This is a genomic window from Oceanobacter sp. 1_MG-2023 (assembly GCF_030689025.1).
In the GTDB taxonomy this organism is placed as follows: domain Bacteria; phylum Pseudomonadota; class Gammaproteobacteria; order Pseudomonadales; family Oceanobacteraceae; genus Oceanobacter.
Genome location: NZ_JAUYWA010000015.1, coordinates 1 through 14,995 on the forward strand (window position 1 = coordinate 1; position 14,995 = coordinate 14,995).

Here is a 14,995-nt window from a genome sequence, read left to right on the forward strand (position 1 = left end):
ATTCAACGGCGGCATTTCGCCTGTTGCAGCTGAGGAAAACCTTAAAATACTGTCCGGGATTAGTTGACCACTACAACGAGCTAATGCCCGGTGTGGCTCAAGAAAGTTCTAGTAGTCCTGGTTTGCCTGAAGTATTGGAGTCAGTTCTACCAGATGTTAATGCCCAAAAGGCATCTACTCGTAAGCCTAGTCAGATCGGTAGGGGTAAGGCAAAAGCGAAGCCAGCAAAGAGGCTCTATAGCTTTCAAATCGATGAGGCAGATCTCGAAGATTTGAAAATTCGAGCTGATGAAGATGGCAGGACAGTATCTGGCGTTCTTAGAATGTTGGTTAAGGCATATCTGAAGGAGTGAGTATGGGAAAGGTAGTTACATTCGGTGACCGGTTGAGTAGGTGTAGATTGGATGATTTAGAGCATCGTTTGGATCGTCATGTCGGTTTCTTGCGTGGCTTCAATGAAACTTTGAGTAGCTTAGAGGATGCCGAAAACTTTAGATTTGTGGTAGAAATTCTTGGCTTCATTCAAACTGATGCAGAAGCTATCAAGGATCTATTGGTTGAGCTGAGGAAGAAACCCAACGTGTCCAAGTCCATTTGACAGACAGCTACACAGGTCAGCAACTGGACCGAGTGTCAGGCAGAGCTATCGATGACCTTGCCAAAAGCACTGTATATTGATAATTGAATGTAGGCGTAAAGCTAGTAGGAATGCGGGGCAAGCCCTGATAGGTGACTACTGTATATTGATAAAGTATTGAGAATTTTTTGATTCTCGATAGACATAAAAAAAGCCAGACACCGCTAAGTGTCTGACTTCTTTAATAATTCTTGGTAGGACTACCCAGATTCGAACTGGGGACCTCTACCATGTCAAGGTAGCGCTCTAACCAACTGAGCTATAGTCCTAAAGAGAGCGCGCATATTACTTCTGGTTTTGTAGTCGTGCAACCCTTTTTCTGAATTTTTTCAAAAAAGGGGGAAATCGGTCGGCTGCCACTTTTTATATTAGCTGTTGGCGATGATTCTGGCTTTCATGTCGTGGAGCTGGTCGCGGAGTTTGGCGGCGGTTTCAAAATCGAGGTCGCGGGCGGCTTTGAACATGCGGTCTTCAACTTCGGCGACTTTTTTCACCAGCTCGGGGGCGGTGAGTCGGCTCCAGTCGGCTGATCCATAATCCGGCTTGTCTTCTGCCACTTTGCGGTTACGGTTGCCATTGCGTCCTTTTTTACCGGGTGCAGGAGCCGCTTCCAGGATGTCTTCAACCGATTTGAAGACGCCTTGGGGAGTGATGTTGTGCTCTTCGTTGAAGGCGACCTGTTTTTCCCGGCGGCGGTCGGTTTCTTCCATCGCCTTGCGCATGGAGTCGGTTACCCGGTCGGCGTAGAGTATTGCCCGGCCATTCAGGTTACGGGCGGCGCGGCCAATGGTCTGGATCAGTGAGCGTTCGGAGCGCAAAAAGCCTTCCTTGTCGGCATCAAAAATAGCCACCAGCGAAACTTCCGGGATATCCAGCCCTTCTCGCAATAAGTTAATACCCACGAGCACATCAAACTCGCCCAGCCTCAGGTCGCGGATGATTTCTACCCGCTCGACGGTGTCGATGTCGGAGTGCAGGTAGCGAACGCGCACGCCTTGCTCAAACAGGAAGTCGGTCAGGTCTTCGGCCATACGTTTAGTGAGTACGGTAATCAGTATCCGTTCGCCCTTGTCGACCCGTAAGCGCAGCTCATGCAGCACATCGTCGACCTGACCGGTGGCTGGGCGGATTTCGATAATCGGGTCGACCAGGCCGGTGGGCCGCACCACCTGTTCGACCACTGCGTCCTGGTGCTCTTTTTCATAATTGCCGGGGGTGGCGGAGACAAAGATGCATTGCGGTACGATGGCTTCCCACTCTTCAAATTGCATCGGCCGGTTGTCGAGTGCCGATGGCAGCCGAAAGCCAAATTGCACCAGGGTTTCCTTGCGGGAACGGTCGCCCCGATACATGCCGCCAATCTGGGGGATGGTAACGTGACTTTCATCCACAAATACCAGCGCGTCTTTGGGGATGTAGTCAAACAGGGTTGGCGGCGCGGCCCCCTGCTCTCGGCCTGAGAGGTAGCGCGAGTAGTTTTCGATGCCGGAGCAGTACCCCAGCTCTTGCATCATCTCAATATCGTAGCGGGTGCGCTGTTCCAGCCGCTGGGCTTCGACCAGCAAATTCTCGTTGCGGTAATATTCCAGCCGTTCGTCCAGCTCGACCTTGATGCCGTCAATGGCATCGAGAATACGCTGGCGCGGGGTGGCGTAGTGGGTTTTGGGATAGATCGTGACGCGGCCAAGGCGGTTGTGTATGGCACCGGTCAGTGGATCAAAACTGCTGAGCTGTTCGACTTCGTCGTCAAACAGTTCGATACGTACGGCTTCGTCGTCACTTTCTGCCGGGTAGACGTCGATCACTTCTCCCCGTACTCGATAGGTGCCGCGGTGAAAATCCATGTCGTTACGAGTATATTGCAGCTCAGCCAAACGGCGTAGAATAGTACGCTGATCAACCTGGTCTCCGCGCACCAGGTGCAACATCATTTTGAGGTAGGAGTCCGGATCGCCAAGACCATAGATGGCCGATACGGTGGCGATAATAATGGCATCGCGGCGTTCCAGCAGTGCCTTGGTGGCCGACAGCCGCATCTGCTCGATGTGTTCGTTGACGGAAGCATCCTTGTCGATAAACGTATCCGATGAGGGCACATAGGCTTCTGGCTGGTAGTAGTCGTAGTAGGAAACAAAATATTCCACAGCGTTGTCGGGGAAAAATTCCTTGAACTCACCGTACAGCTGCGCCGCCAATGTTTTATTGTGCGCCATGATAATCGCCGGCCGCTGACACTGGGCGATAACGTTGGCCATGGTGTAGGTTTTACCGGAACCCGTAACGCCGAGCAGGGTTTGTTTGAGAAGTCCGGCGTTAATACCGGCAACTAACTGCCGAATGGCTTCAGGCTGATCTCCGGCAGGGGAATATTTGGACGTGAGCGCAAACGTCTTGCTCATAGGGATTCCAGTATGTCAGTAGATTTAGTAAGATTCCGCAGTTTGGCATTCATTCCGGACAATTCATCATTTTGCAACATTGCTCCGGTTGTCAATTTTCTATCACGCCTGTTTTGAGGATACACATTTTGGACCTGCAACTGTCTGATCGCGTTCAACAGATCAAGCCTTCCCCTACGCTGGCAGTCACCAATCGTGCTGCGGTTTTGCGGTCAGAAGGTAAGGACATTATCGGCCTTGGCGCCGGCGAACCGGATTTCGACACCCCTGAGCACATAAAAAAAGCGGCTATTGCGGCTATTGATGCAGGCTTCACCAAGTATACCTCTGTGGATGGAACGCCGGGACTCAAACAAGCCATTATCAGCAAGTTCAAAAACGACAACAACCTGGAATATGAAGCAAATCAGATTCTGGTGTCGTGTGGTGGCAAGCAAAGCTTTTTTAACTTGAGCCTGGCCTTGTTAAACCCTGGCGATGAAGTCGTTATCCCGGCGCCGTACTGGGTGTCTTACCCGGATATGGTCAAGATTGCGGAAGCCACGCCGGTGATTGTTGAAACATCGATGGACAACCAGTTCAAGATGACGGCTGAGCAACTGGATGCGGCCATTACTCCCAAAACGCGTCTGGTGGTCTTGAACAGCCCATCCAACCCGTCTGGCAAAGCCTACAGCCTGGATGAACTGAAAGCGCTCGGCGCGGTGCTGCAACAGTATCCGGATGTGCTGATCGCCACCGATGATATGTATGAGCTGATTTTGTGGGCTGAGTGTGGCTTCCACAATATTCTCAACGCCTGCCCTGAGCTGTACGAGCGCACCATCGTTCTGAACGGTGTATCCAAGGCGTTCAGCATGACTGGCTGGCGGATTGGTTATGCTGCCGGGCCAGCCAAGCTGATTGGGGCGATGAAAAAGATCCAGTCACAAAGCACATCAAACCCGGCCTCGATCTCCCAGGTGGCGGCGGAAGCCGCTTTAAGAGGCGGTAACGACTGCGTCAAACCCATGGTGGCTGCGTTCAAGGAACGTCACGACTATCTGGTAGCGGCATTAAATGCGTTACCCGGCGTTGAGTGTCTTGAAGGGGATGGCGCGTTCTACGCGTTCCCGAGCTTTCAGGGCGCGATGGATACGATGGGCATTGCCAATGATATCGACTTTGCAGAGAAGATGCTGATCGAAGCCGGTGTGGCGATGGTGCCTGGGTCGGCGTTTGGTTCGCCAGGCTTTATGCGACTGTCGTTCGCAACCAGTCTGGCAACGTTGAAAGATGCCATTGCGCGCCTGCAAAAAGCGCTGGGTAACTGATCCGGCGACGTATTTTGGCTTCAGTCTTCCTTGTTCCCATGCCTGGCGTGGGGACAAGGCAGCCAGACATCAATAGCTGAATCTTCAGAATTAGCTGTAACGTTTTATCAAGACCGTCTTGTTTATCCTGCCCAACAACACCTGCAGCACACCTATACCAGCACCATCAACACACCATCAACACACCATCAACACACCATCAACACACCATCAACACACCACCAGCACCAACAGCACCGATATGGTCTTGCCAGGGTTGGTTGTGTTACCAGTCCATCTCTTCCTTGACAAACGGGATGGTCAATTTGCGCTGATGGGTCAACGAAGCATGGTCCAGACGATCCAGAATATCAGCCAGGCCTTCCATATGTTCCGGCCCTCGCGAGACGATAAAACGCGCCACGTCTTCTGCCAGTAAAATACCCCGCTGCCGCGCCCGCAAGACCAGTGCCAGAGCCCGCTCTTCTGGCTGCAGCAATGCCAAATGGTACACCACGCCCCAGCATAATCGGGACCCCAGATCCGGCAGCGCCACAGCCAGCTGTTGAGGCGGACAACGTGCCGAGATCAACAAATGGCCATCGTTTTCCCGCACCCGGTTAAACAGATGAAACAGGGCCAGCTCCCAGTCGTCATGGCCCAGTACTGCCTCGATATCATCCAGTACCACCAAGGGTAATTGTTCCAGTGAATCCAGCACCTCGGGGCTGTAGTTCACCAGCTCTTTTAATGGCAGATAGACACTGTGATGACCGAGACCATCGGCATAATGACACGCCGCTTGCAACAAATGACTCAGGCCGCAACCGGAATCCCCCCAAAGGAACAGGAAAGGGTCTCCTGATAACGTCCACTGGCGCTGCACAGCCTGGATGACTTCTTCGTTGGGTCCGGCATAAAAATTGGCAATGCGCGCATCATCCCGCACATAGACGGACAAGGTCAGCTGAGGGTGCGGCGTCACCATTAATGCCCCATCCAGAGCAGTGTATCCGGCAAGTTGCTATCACTGACTCGACGGTCAAAACGGATATTAGTCAGCACCTGCGACCAACTGGCATTCAGCGTCAGCCCCAGATCGAGACTGTCGCCACGAACGCCCAGAACCGACACCTGCTCTACTCCGGATACCGAAGCCAGTAATGCCAACACAGCCCGATAATCGTCGTAGCGGCTAACCTGCTGTATGGTCAGCGTCTGTTGCTCTATTGCCAAATCGGCTGCTGAAGTCACCACGCCGTAGCGACTGGAAAAATAGCCACTCACTGCCTCGGCCAGTGCAGCAATAACTGCCGACTCCGATTTGCCGCGAATATCCAGCGGAAAGTGGTCATGGTGATATTCAAGATAACCATCCGCACGCCAGCCATCTCCTGACGGAGTGATCCGGGCGGCAACAATGGCATCCGTGTGATAGCGTTCAGAAGCTGCCCGGATATCATCCCGGAACAAGCCGAACAGGCGTTCGGCTGGTAGCGCCATCTGGTCGTCCAGGTCCTGAATCGGCCAGACGGCTGGAATCCCGTGCAGTGCAAATACATTGCGCCAGCCCCGATATTGATCGGCACTGATAACCGATCGGCTGCCGTTATAAGACAACCCCAGCCAGAACATGACATCCGGTCGATTACTGCCCCACACAGGCAATCCATGACGGGCCAGCAAGTCATTGACCGGACCTGTCGCAAACATGGCTTGCAGTACCAGAGCCCCGCCATCCGTCTGCGAGGTGTAACGATAACTGGCCAGATAACGGCTCGATGACTTACCGGTCAGAGATTTCAGCTCTGCCGCAGGTTTGCCCGACACCTTGGTCAATACCTGCAGCAATGCCGCGGGCATCGCCGCTTCTCGCGTCGCGGGCGTTCTATCTGCCACTTCAATAGAGGCCAGATACAGATCCGTTACTACCCCGGCAGAGGCCACGGGAGAGAGTAACAACAGACAATACATCAATCGCAGAAAGACTGAGCGCACGCGTGAAAATTCCTTTGTCATTCCGGTTTACGGCGTACAACCACCGCGAACATGGGTTCTTGCTCTGACGCCAAAGGGGTTGCTGCGACTATCGGTACTGCGACTGTTTATAAGCCTTATATTGCAAGCCTTATAAGCTCCGTTATTGATAGCCCCACATTGACTGCGGCCATCATAACCATCACAACAACAATACCGGGAGCAGGAACAACACCAAGACATCGGACAGTGGCTATTGTGCCACGCACAAGCCACGCACCCAAGAGAACTCCGCCAGTGACTTGATGATCTGGGGATGCTGATCGTAACAAAAGCCGGTTTCCATGCGCTTCTGCGCCAATTAACTGGCCTGTCGTACTATTTCTTTGTCGCAGCAGGTGAAGTGGCGGACACAAATCGCTAGAATACCCCGCTTCTTTGCAGCCACCCTGTGAATCCGAATGACCGAATCAAAATCCCTAAGCTATAAAGACGCTGGCGTTGACATCAATGCCGGAAACGCACTGGTAGAACGCATCAAGGACGTAGCCAAACGCACTCGCCGCCCGGAAGTCATGGCCGGCCTTGGCGGTTTTGGCGCTCTGTTCGAACTGCCACAAGGCTACCATCAACCCGTTCTGGTATCGGGTACCGATGGCGTGGGCACCAAGCTGCGTCTGGCTATGGATCTGGGCAAGCACGACACCATTGGTATCGACCTGGTCGCCATGTGTGTCAATGACCTCGTGGTCTCTGGTGCCGAGCCGCTGTTTTTTCTTGACTATTATGCCACCGGCCACCTGAACGTTGACGTTGCCGCAGCCGTTGTCAGTGGTATTGGTGCCGGCTGTGAACAGGCCGGTGCCGCACTGGTTGGCGGTGAAACCGCTGAGATGCCCGGTATGTACGAAGGCGAAGACTACGATCTCGCCGGTTTTTGTGTTGGTATTGTTGAAAAAGCCGACATCATTGATGGCACCAAGGTTCAGGCCGGTGATTCCCTGGTCGCGCTGGCCTCCAGTGGCCCGCATTCCAATGGCTACTCGCTGGTACGCAAGATCCTTGAAGTTGCTGATGCCGATCTGCAACAGGACCTCGACGGTGTGCCGCTGGCCGACGCTCTGATGGCACCGACTCGCATCTACGTCAAATCAACCTTGCAACTGATCAATGCCACCGAAGTGCACGCGCTGTCGCATATCACCGGCGGCGGTTTCCAGGAAAATATCCCCCGCGTTTTGCCAGACAACTGCAAAGCCGTGATCAATACCAACAGCTGGCGCTGGCCTGCGGTGTTCGAATGGCTGCAACAAGCCGGTAATGTCGCCACCGCAGAAATGTTCCGCACCTTTAACTGTGGTGTTGGCATGATCATCGCCTTGCCGGAACACAAAGCAGACCAGGCGATCGCCCTGCTGAACGCTGAAGGTGAACAAGCCTGGATTATTGGCAATATCGTTGAAAAAACCGATGAAGAAGCCAGCGTGGAATTCATCGGTCACCGCACCGTATGATGACCGACTCGGCACTTGATCAACCTCGTATCGTGATACTGATTTCCGGTACGGGGAGTAATATGCTGGCCATTGCCGACGCTGTCCAGACGGGCGATATTGACGCCATGGTTGCCGGTGTTGTTTGTAATCGCCCAGAGGCAGCGGGTATGCAATATGCCCGCGACCGCGATATTCCGGTGGTACTGGTGGACCATCAGCAGTTCAACAGCCGCGAGGAATTTGATGCCCACCTGATGCGGGCCATCGATGACCTTGCCCCGGATCTGGTAGTGCTGGCGGGATTCATGCGCATCCTGACCGCTGACTTTGTTCGTCGTTACCGCGGCCGCCTGATCAATATTCACCCATCCCTACTGCCCTTGTATCAAGGGTTGGACACCCATCAACGCGCCATTGATGCCGGTGACAAAGAACATGGAGCCTCCGTACACTTTGTCACCGAAGAGCTGGATGGTGGCCCAGTGATCGCTCAAGCCAGTGTGCCCATTGAGGAAGACGACACCGCCGCCAGCCTGCAACGCAAGGTACAGGCCCAGGAGCATGTGTTGTATCCAATCATCGTCAAATGGTGTACACAAGGCAGACTGGAGATGACTGATAAAGGTGTCACTCTTGATAGTAAACTTCTGCCGCCATCCGGACTCAGACTGACAGCCCAGTAATCAATCACCATCGCAGTGAGGATGATCTGTGAGACGAATCAAATACCTGGCCTGTACTCTGCTACTGTCACCCTTATTGGCTTTGGCCAGTAACGGTGACACTCAGCCCCCTACTCTGGACAGCACGGATAGTACCTACCCGTCATCGACGGACGATGCCGGACTGCAACCAGAGCACAACGCGATACCAGACGAGCTGCCAGCAGTGCAACACGCCACACTGCAACCCTTCAGGGCACAATATACCAGTCGCTACGAATGGGGGTTTTTCAGTTTCAACATTGATGCTGAGCGCCGTCTGGTACAGCGCCAGGATGAACTCTGGCAGATGACCTTTGAGGCTGACGCCTCCGCCGCATCGGTGCAGGAGCAGGCGGTTTTTTCACTGCAGGATGGCATTATCCAGCCGCAAAGCTACCATTACCGGGGCTCAGGACTGATCCAGGAAGATGATCAGGAATATCAGTTTGACGCTGCCCGGCAGCGGATTTATTCACCGTTGCAGTCGCGTGAATTTAACGATGTCTGGCAAGACAAGCTGCAAGACAAGCTGACCTATATGCTGCAAGTCAGCCTGGATCTTGCCAGTGGTCAGGATCAACTCAGCTATCAGGTGTTCGAGAAAAACCGGGTACGCAATTATGAATTTGTTATCGTTGCGGAAGAGCCGTTAAAAACCAGAATTGGCGTGCTGGATACCATCAAGATCAAACAAGTCCGTGATGATCAACGAGACATTTATGCCTGGCTGGCGAAAGACAAGGGTTACCTGCTGGTAAAACTGGTGGATCGCAAAAAAGGCAAAACCCAATACCAGATCGACCTGGTCAGTAGCGACCTGTAAATCGACCCAATAATCAGAGAACCGCCATGCGATTAAGTGATGCCGACATTGAACAGCGCCTGAGTGAGGGCAGCATTACTATCGAGCCAGCTCCAGGCCCCGATGCGATTGCTGGCATCAGTGTTGACCTGCGCCTCGACCACCGTTTTCGAGTCTTCAGCAATAACTCTGCCACTCACCTGGATCTTTCCGGTGAACGCGCACAGCTGGAGCGCGATATCGACCATATCATGAGCAAGGAAATCGAAATTGCACATGATCAGTCGCTTTATATCCATCCGGGGGAGCTGGTACTCGGAGCAACCATGGAATCTGTCACCATCCCGGACGACTTGGTTGGATGGCTTGATGGTCGCAGCTCACTGGCACGCCTTGGTCTGGTGGTTCACCTGACCGCCGGACGAATCGACCCGGGCTGGGATGGCCAGATCGTTCTGGAGTTTTATAACAATGGCAAATTGCCGCTGGCATTACGACCAGCCATGGTGATTTGTGCCTTGTCGTTCGAAACGCTCAGCAGCCCTGCCAAACGTCCGTATAACAAACGGGTAAACGCCAAATACAAAAACCAGAAAGGTGTGGTTTTCAGCCGTATCGCCAAAGATTAAAGATGGCTTCTGCTGATGCGTCGAATACTTTCTACCGACGCTCCGGCAGAACGCCTAACGCCTTGAATTTTCTCTTGTTTATTTAATTCTGGGCTATTGACACAAACCGCTGGCTCCGTATAATGCGCACCACTTGCTGATGTTCCCCGATAGCTCAGTTGGTAGAGCAGTAGACTGTTAATCTATTGGTCGCTGGTTCAAGTCCAGCTCGGGGAGCCAGGCAAGTAATATGAAGTTCTGCTAATCGCTCTCGCCGATTCCTGCTTCGATTGATCCTATCCGTGTTTTCTTTCTTGTTATATCCAAACAGATCCCGACGATTTGCCGTTGTTGCTTTATGGCGTCATTGGTTGTTACGTCATTGATTGTTACGCCAACTCAGCCCCATTCCGCCGCTGGTCTGGTTAAATCTACTGCTGCGCTTGCGCTATCACAGTACTGACAGCGTATTGAATAAGTGCTCATCCATAAGCACTCCCAGCAGCAGACACATCAGCGATCAGGCCAGGCTATCGAGAATTTTCTGACACGCTGCAGCCGGATTCTCCGCCTGGGTAATCGGTCGGCCAATGACCAGATAATCAACCCCTGCAGCCATTGCCTGTTCGGGTGTCATAACACGTTTTTGATCCTGATTCGTGCTCCAGGATGGACGGATACCCGGCGTTACTGTTTTGAACTCGGCCCCACAATGCTGGCGAATAACCGCGAGCTCATTGGCAGAACACACAACACCGTCCAACCCGGATGACTGCGCCAGGCTTGCCAGTCGTGCTACCTGCTGCTCCGGTGTCACCGTCAGGCCCAACTCCGCCAGATCAGAGCCATCCATGGAGGTCAGCACCGTGACACCAATCAACAACGGAGGGTTGGAACGCTTGTCCAGTTCATTACGAGCGGCTTCCATCATGCGACGACCACCACTGGCGTGTACATTCACCATCCAGACACCCAGGTCGGCCGCAGCCGCGACAGCCTTGGCGCAGGTATTGGGAATATCGTGAAATTTCAAATCGAGAAACACATCAAATCCAAGCCCGTGTAATTGCTCGATGACACTCGGCCCGGCGGCGGTAAACAGCTCTTTACCCACCTTCACCCGACAACTGGCAGGGTCCAGCAATCTGGCGGTTGCCAGTGCGCCCTCCGATGAGGGGTAGTCCAGCGCCACCACGATAGGAGAAGTTACAGCAGCGGAAACAGGTGGAGCAGAACGGAAAGAATCAATAGTCATAGGTCTTCAATAACAACGGAGGAGTGACTGGAAGAGGTGATAGCCTTGAAGCTGGCCCAGTTTTTACAACTTGGGCAGCGCCAATGGAATTCCCGCGCCTTGAAGCCACATTGACTGCAGACAAAGCTCGGGTCATCGGTATCGATGCGGTGGAGAATATCATACACCCCATGGGCCTGCGACTCGGTCAAACGCTGCTTGTGGCGCAGCAACAAGCCCAACATCGCCACATACCCGGTATAGGATGGATAACGTTCAAGATCCTCGATAAATCCAGCGATGGCGCTGTCCGCCCCTTCGAGATCGGCCAGGGTTTCGGCACGGGCCACCAGAGAAGGCACGTAATTCAGCTCTTCACCATGACGCTGCAAGTGGGCCAGCAAACCACGGGGATCACCCAGCTGACGGAACGACTTCACCATCGGTTCCAGCATGGCAATAATGGAGCCAGGATCATGATCCAGCGCTTTCAGATAGCAGCGTACCGCTTCATGGGGTTCGTTTTGCTCAAACGCCATATTCCCCAGCACCACAAAGGCACGGGCACAGCGACTGTCTGATTTGAGTGCGGCGCGGCACAGCTGACGGGTTTCAACATAATTGCCACTACTTGCCACCCGTTCAGCCAATTCACACGCCGCATGTGCCACACGGCGTTGTAACAAAGGGGAAGTGGGTAATTTTTTGGCCTGATTCAGGTCGAGAATTTGTTGCCACTCGCCCTCGCCTTCCAGTAATTCCAGTAAAACCATGGCTGCTTTTTCCTGGATACGGCCACGACTCTCCAGTAATTCCAGCAACAGGCGTTCCGCCCGGTCATGCAGACCCGCCATGGAAAAATCCATCGCCAGTTCCAGCTCCAGTTCTTGCAGCAGTACGCCCTTCAGGTCAGTCCGGGCAAACAGGGTCTGGTGCAAGTGGATAGCACGTTCAACTTCGCCTTTTTCCCGCAAACTACAGCCGAGACGGAGAAACAATTCAACCGAATCATCATCCAGTGTCTGGGCATTAACAATACGTTTAAGAGTGAGGTCGGTGTTTTGTGCAAGAATAAAATCGATACTGGGAATCCAGTCAACCGGTGTACTTTTGGGGCGAGCCTTACCGGAACGATAGCCCAGTGTCCAGCCAATGCCAGTACCTACCAGCACCAGTATAAACACAATTGCGGATTCTATCATGATGCCAGCCTAGGGCAGCCTGCCAGATCGCTTCTCTAATTCATCCAGCGCTTTTTGCAAGCGGCGGATTTTGCGTTTCTTTGATAAGACGGACATCACACCCGCCAGCAGGCCAATAGCACAACCAAGTGCCAACATCAGACCAAACCACAGCGCAACCGGCAGACTGACAGGAGCCCCTACCAGAAAAAACACATCCAGCGACTCGCTGTTACGAGTCGCGAATGTCAGACAATAGAGAAAGATAAGCAGGAATGAGATCAGACTTATGCCGATCCTGATTTTTTGCAGCATGATATTACCTGGCCGACAAGGCCCTAGTGTTCGCCGTCGATACTGTCATTAACCTGGTCGCGCAAGTCTTTACCCGGCTTGAAATGCGGCACAAACTTGCCTTGCAACTCGACCGTTTCGCCAGTTTTGGGATTACGCCCGATCCTCGGTGCACGATAGTGCAACGAGAAGCTGCCAAATCCGCGAATCTCAATCCGCTCACCCGACGACAGGCTCAACGACATATAATCGAGCATCGTTTTAACGGCTAACTCGACATCTTTGGCAGATAACTGCGGCTGACGACTGACGATACGTTCTATCAGTTCAGACTTAGTCACAGTGTTTTCCTCCATGAGGTGACTGCATGACAATAACTGTTGTCAAATCATGCAGTTAGCAGACAACAAATGCAACCGTTCGATGTTTGTTTATGTACTCAAAGATGGGAAAGCCATTTCATCCACGATGTTACCTGAAATATCCAGACAATCCCTATAGCTAATCGACATAAAAGCGCACTGCCAATCAAGGAAAACCTGTCCTGGCTGTCTGGAACCATACCGCTTCAAACAATACCGTCTCAAGCAATACCGAAATAATACCCTGCTATCAAAACTGGATAACAAGGCATAAAAAAACCCGCCGAAGCGGGTTTTTATTCAGAGCAGCTTGACCTTAGTCTTTCTGGTTCAGCTGTTCTTTGATCAGATCACCAATGGTGGTCGGTCCAGATACTTCAGCATCCGCTTTGGTACGCTGTTCTTTCAGAGCCTGACGATCTTCTGCATTGTCTTTGGCTTTCATAGAGATGCTCAACGCACGGTTTTTACGATCAACCATGGTGATAACACCTTGTACGTCTTCGCCTTCTTTCAGCACAGTACGGGCATCGTCTACTTTGTCACGGCTGATTTCAGAAGCTTTCAGGGAAGCTTCTACGCCTGGAGACAATTCAACAACCGCTGATTTGACATCAACAGAAATGACCTTACCGACAACAACAGCGCCTTTATCGTGAACTGCAACAAACTCGGAGAACGGATCGCTTTCCAGCTGTTTCACGCCCAGAGAGATACGCTCACGCTCTGGATCGATAGACAGGATAACGGTTTCCAGCTCATCGCCTTTCTTGTAGTTACGAACGGCTTCTTCGCCCGTGTCGTTCCAGGAGATGTCAGACAGGTGAACCAGACCATCGATACCACCGTCCAGACCGATAAAGATACCGAAGTCAGTGATTGACTTGATCTTGCCGGAGATTTTATCGCCCTTGTTACACTTGGTACCGAATTCTTCCCATGGGTTCATGGTGCACTGCTTGATACCCAGAGAGATACGACGACGTTCTTCGTCGATATCCAGAACCATCACGTCGATCTCATCACCAACCTGAACAACCTTGGATGGGTGGATGTTCTTGTTGGTCCAATCCATTTCGGAAACGTGAACCAAACCTTCAACGCCTTCTTCCAGCTCAGCGAAACAACCGTAGTCAGTCAGGTTGGTGACGCGGGCTTTAACGCGGGCATTTTCAGGGTAACGGTCATTGATGTTGACCCATGGATCATCACCCAGTTGTTTCAGACCCAGGGAAACGCGGTTGCGTTCACGGTCGAATTTCAGGACTTTAACGTCAATTTCGTCACCAACAGCAACGATTTCGCTTGGATGCTTGATGCGCTTCCAGGCCATATCGGTGATGTGCAGCAGGCCGTCAACACCACCCAGATCGACGAATGCGCCGTAATCGGTCAGGTTCTTGACGATACCTTTGACAGACTGACCTTCTTGCAGGTTAGCCAGCAATTCTTCACGTTCCTGGCTGTTGGCAGCTTCCAGAACGGCACGACGAGAAACCACAACGTTGTTACGCTTGGCATCCAGCTTGATAACCTTGAATTCCAGCTCTTTACCTTCCAGGTGGGCTGTGTCACGTACTGGACGGACATCAACCAGAGAACCTGGCAGGAAGGCACGGATGTTTTTCAGGTCAACAGTGAAACCACCTTTAACCTTACCGTTGATAATACCGGTAACCATTTCTTCAGCTTCAAAGGCTTTCTCAAGCTCTTTCCAGCTTTCAGCACGCTTGGCTTTTTCACGAGACAGCTTAGTTTCACCAAAACCGTCTTCAACCGCTTCCAGGGAAACCTGGGTTTCGTCGCCAATAGCAACTTCCAGTTCACCTTTTTCATTCAGGAACTGGCTGCGGGGAATAACAGCTTCAGATTTCAGACCTGAGTTCACAGTTACCCAGTCGCTGTCGATGTCGACTACGGTACCAGTGACGATAGAACCGGGCTGCATGTCCAGTTCTTTCAAGGATTCTTCAAATAACTCAGCAAAACTTTCGGTCATGAATTAATAC

The 14,995-nt window shown here is 52.4% G+C and carries 15 protein-coding genes and 2 tRNA genes; 8 read left to right on the forward strand and 9 right to left on the reverse strand.

The features are described 5' to 3' along the window. Together Q8W22_RS10815 and Q8W22_RS10820 are read left to right on the forward strand one after the other, a co-directional pair. Positions 1-353 (forward strand): hypothetical protein (locus tag Q8W22_RS10815; protein WP_305452372.1); only part of this gene is annotated, 353 nt, incomplete at its 5' end. Positions 354-355: 2 nt separating this feature from the next. Next, positions 356-598, forward strand: a complete 243-nt coding sequence (locus tag Q8W22_RS10820) for a hypothetical protein (protein WP_305452373.1) — start codon at positions 356-358, stop codon at positions 596-598. Between the two features lie 231 nt (positions 599-829). Here Q8W22_RS10820 and Q8W22_RS10825 read toward each other — a convergent pair. Both Q8W22_RS10825 and uvrB read right to left on the reverse strand, forming a co-directional pair. Next, positions 830-906: transfer RNA gene (locus Q8W22_RS10825), tRNA-Val, on the reverse strand. Positions 907-1,005: 99 nt separating this feature from the next. Then, complete coding sequence (uvrB, locus tag Q8W22_RS10830; RefSeq protein WP_303434042.1) at positions 1,006-3,036, reverse strand: excinuclease ABC subunit UvrB; 2,031 nt, start codon at positions 3,034-3,036, stop codon at positions 1,006-1,008. 125 nt (positions 3,037-3,161) lie between these two features. On the opposite strand from uvrB, the gene Q8W22_RS10835 reads away from it, so the two are divergent. After that, the gene (locus tag Q8W22_RS10835) at positions 3,162-4,349 is read left to right on the forward strand and encodes a pyridoxal phosphate-dependent aminotransferase (RefSeq protein ID WP_303434115.1); all 1,188 of its coding nucleotides are present in this window, start codon (positions 3,162-3,164) and stop codon (positions 4,347-4,349) included. Positions 4,350-4,614: 265 nt separating this feature from the next. On the opposite strand, the gene hda is transcribed toward Q8W22_RS10835, so the two are convergent. After that, positions 4,615-5,316: a DnaA regulatory inactivator Hda gene (gene hda, locus Q8W22_RS10840; protein ID WP_303434043.1), complete on the reverse strand. Its 702-nt coding sequence runs from the start codon at positions 5,314-5,316 to the stop codon at positions 4,615-4,617. After that, on the reverse strand, positions 5,316-6,326 hold the full coding sequence (locus Q8W22_RS10845) for a DUF2066 domain-containing protein (protein WP_303434044.1): 1,011 nt from the start codon (positions 6,324-6,326) through the stop codon (positions 5,316-5,318). Before Q8W22_RS10845 ends, hda begins: the two co-directional genes overlap by 1 nt. Positions 6,327-6,766: 440 nt before the next feature. Between Q8W22_RS10845 and purM the strand changes: the two genes are divergently transcribed. The 5 genes from purM (at position 6,767) to Q8W22_RS10870 (ending at position 10,155) form a co-directional block, all read left to right on the forward strand. After that, on the forward strand, positions 6,767-7,819 hold the full coding sequence (gene purM / locus Q8W22_RS10850) for a phosphoribosylformylglycinamidine cyclo-ligase (RefSeq protein ID WP_305415499.1): 1,053 nt from the start codon (positions 6,767-6,769) through the stop codon (positions 7,817-7,819). Beyond that, positions 7,816-8,484: a phosphoribosylglycinamide formyltransferase gene (purN, locus tag Q8W22_RS10855; RefSeq protein ID WP_303434046.1), complete on the forward strand. Its 669-nt coding sequence runs from the start codon at positions 7,816-7,818 to the stop codon at positions 8,482-8,484. The genes purM and purN overlap by 4 nt, the downstream gene beginning before the upstream one ends. Positions 8,485-8,512: 28 nt before the next feature. Continuing rightward, positions 8,513-9,328, forward strand: a complete 816-nt coding sequence (locus Q8W22_RS10860; RefSeq protein WP_305452374.1) for a DUF3108 domain-containing protein — start codon at positions 8,513-8,515, stop codon at positions 9,326-9,328. Positions 9,329-9,354: 26 nt separating this feature from the next. Next, positions 9,355-9,936 carry a dCTP deaminase gene (dcd, locus tag Q8W22_RS10865; protein WP_303434048.1) on the forward strand — a complete coding sequence of 194 codons (582 nt, stop codon included), beginning with the start codon at positions 9,355-9,357 and terminating at the stop codon, positions 9,934-9,936. 143 nt (positions 9,937-10,079) lie between these two features. After that, a tRNA-Asn gene (locus tag Q8W22_RS10870) sits at positions 10,080-10,155 on the forward strand. 280 nt (positions 10,156-10,435) lie between these two features. On the opposite strand, the gene pyrF is transcribed toward Q8W22_RS10870, so the two are convergent. The 5 genes from pyrF to rpsA all read right to left on the reverse strand — a co-directional run bounded on the left by pyrF (position 10,436) and on the right by rpsA (position 14,985). Then, on the reverse strand, positions 10,436-11,170 hold the full coding sequence (gene pyrF, locus Q8W22_RS10875; RefSeq protein ID WP_305415501.1) for an orotidine-5'-phosphate decarboxylase: 735 nt from the start codon (positions 11,168-11,170) through the stop codon (positions 10,436-10,438). Then, positions 11,167-12,351 carry a hypothetical protein gene (locus Q8W22_RS10880; RefSeq protein WP_305452375.1) on the reverse strand — a complete coding sequence of 395 codons (1,185 nt, stop codon included), beginning with the start codon at positions 12,349-12,351 and terminating at the stop codon, positions 11,167-11,169. The genes pyrF and Q8W22_RS10880 overlap by 4 nt, the downstream gene beginning before the upstream one ends. 9 nt (positions 12,352-12,360) lie before the next feature. Next, positions 12,361-12,645: a LapA family protein gene (locus Q8W22_RS10885; RefSeq protein ID WP_303434051.1), complete on the reverse strand. Its 285-nt coding sequence runs from the start codon at positions 12,643-12,645 to the stop codon at positions 12,361-12,363. 23 nt (positions 12,646-12,668) lie between these two features. Then, the gene (ihfB, locus tag Q8W22_RS10890; protein ID WP_303434052.1) at positions 12,669-12,980 is read right to left on the reverse strand and encodes an integration host factor subunit beta; all 312 of its coding nucleotides are present in this window, start codon (positions 12,978-12,980) and stop codon (positions 12,669-12,671) included. 322 nt (positions 12,981-13,302) lie between these two features. Next, positions 13,303-14,985 carry a 30S ribosomal protein S1 gene (gene rpsA, locus Q8W22_RS10895; RefSeq protein WP_303434053.1) on the reverse strand — a complete coding sequence of 561 codons (1,683 nt, stop codon included), beginning with the start codon at positions 14,983-14,985 and terminating at the stop codon, positions 13,303-13,305. Positions 14,986-14,995 lie beyond the last annotated feature (10 nt).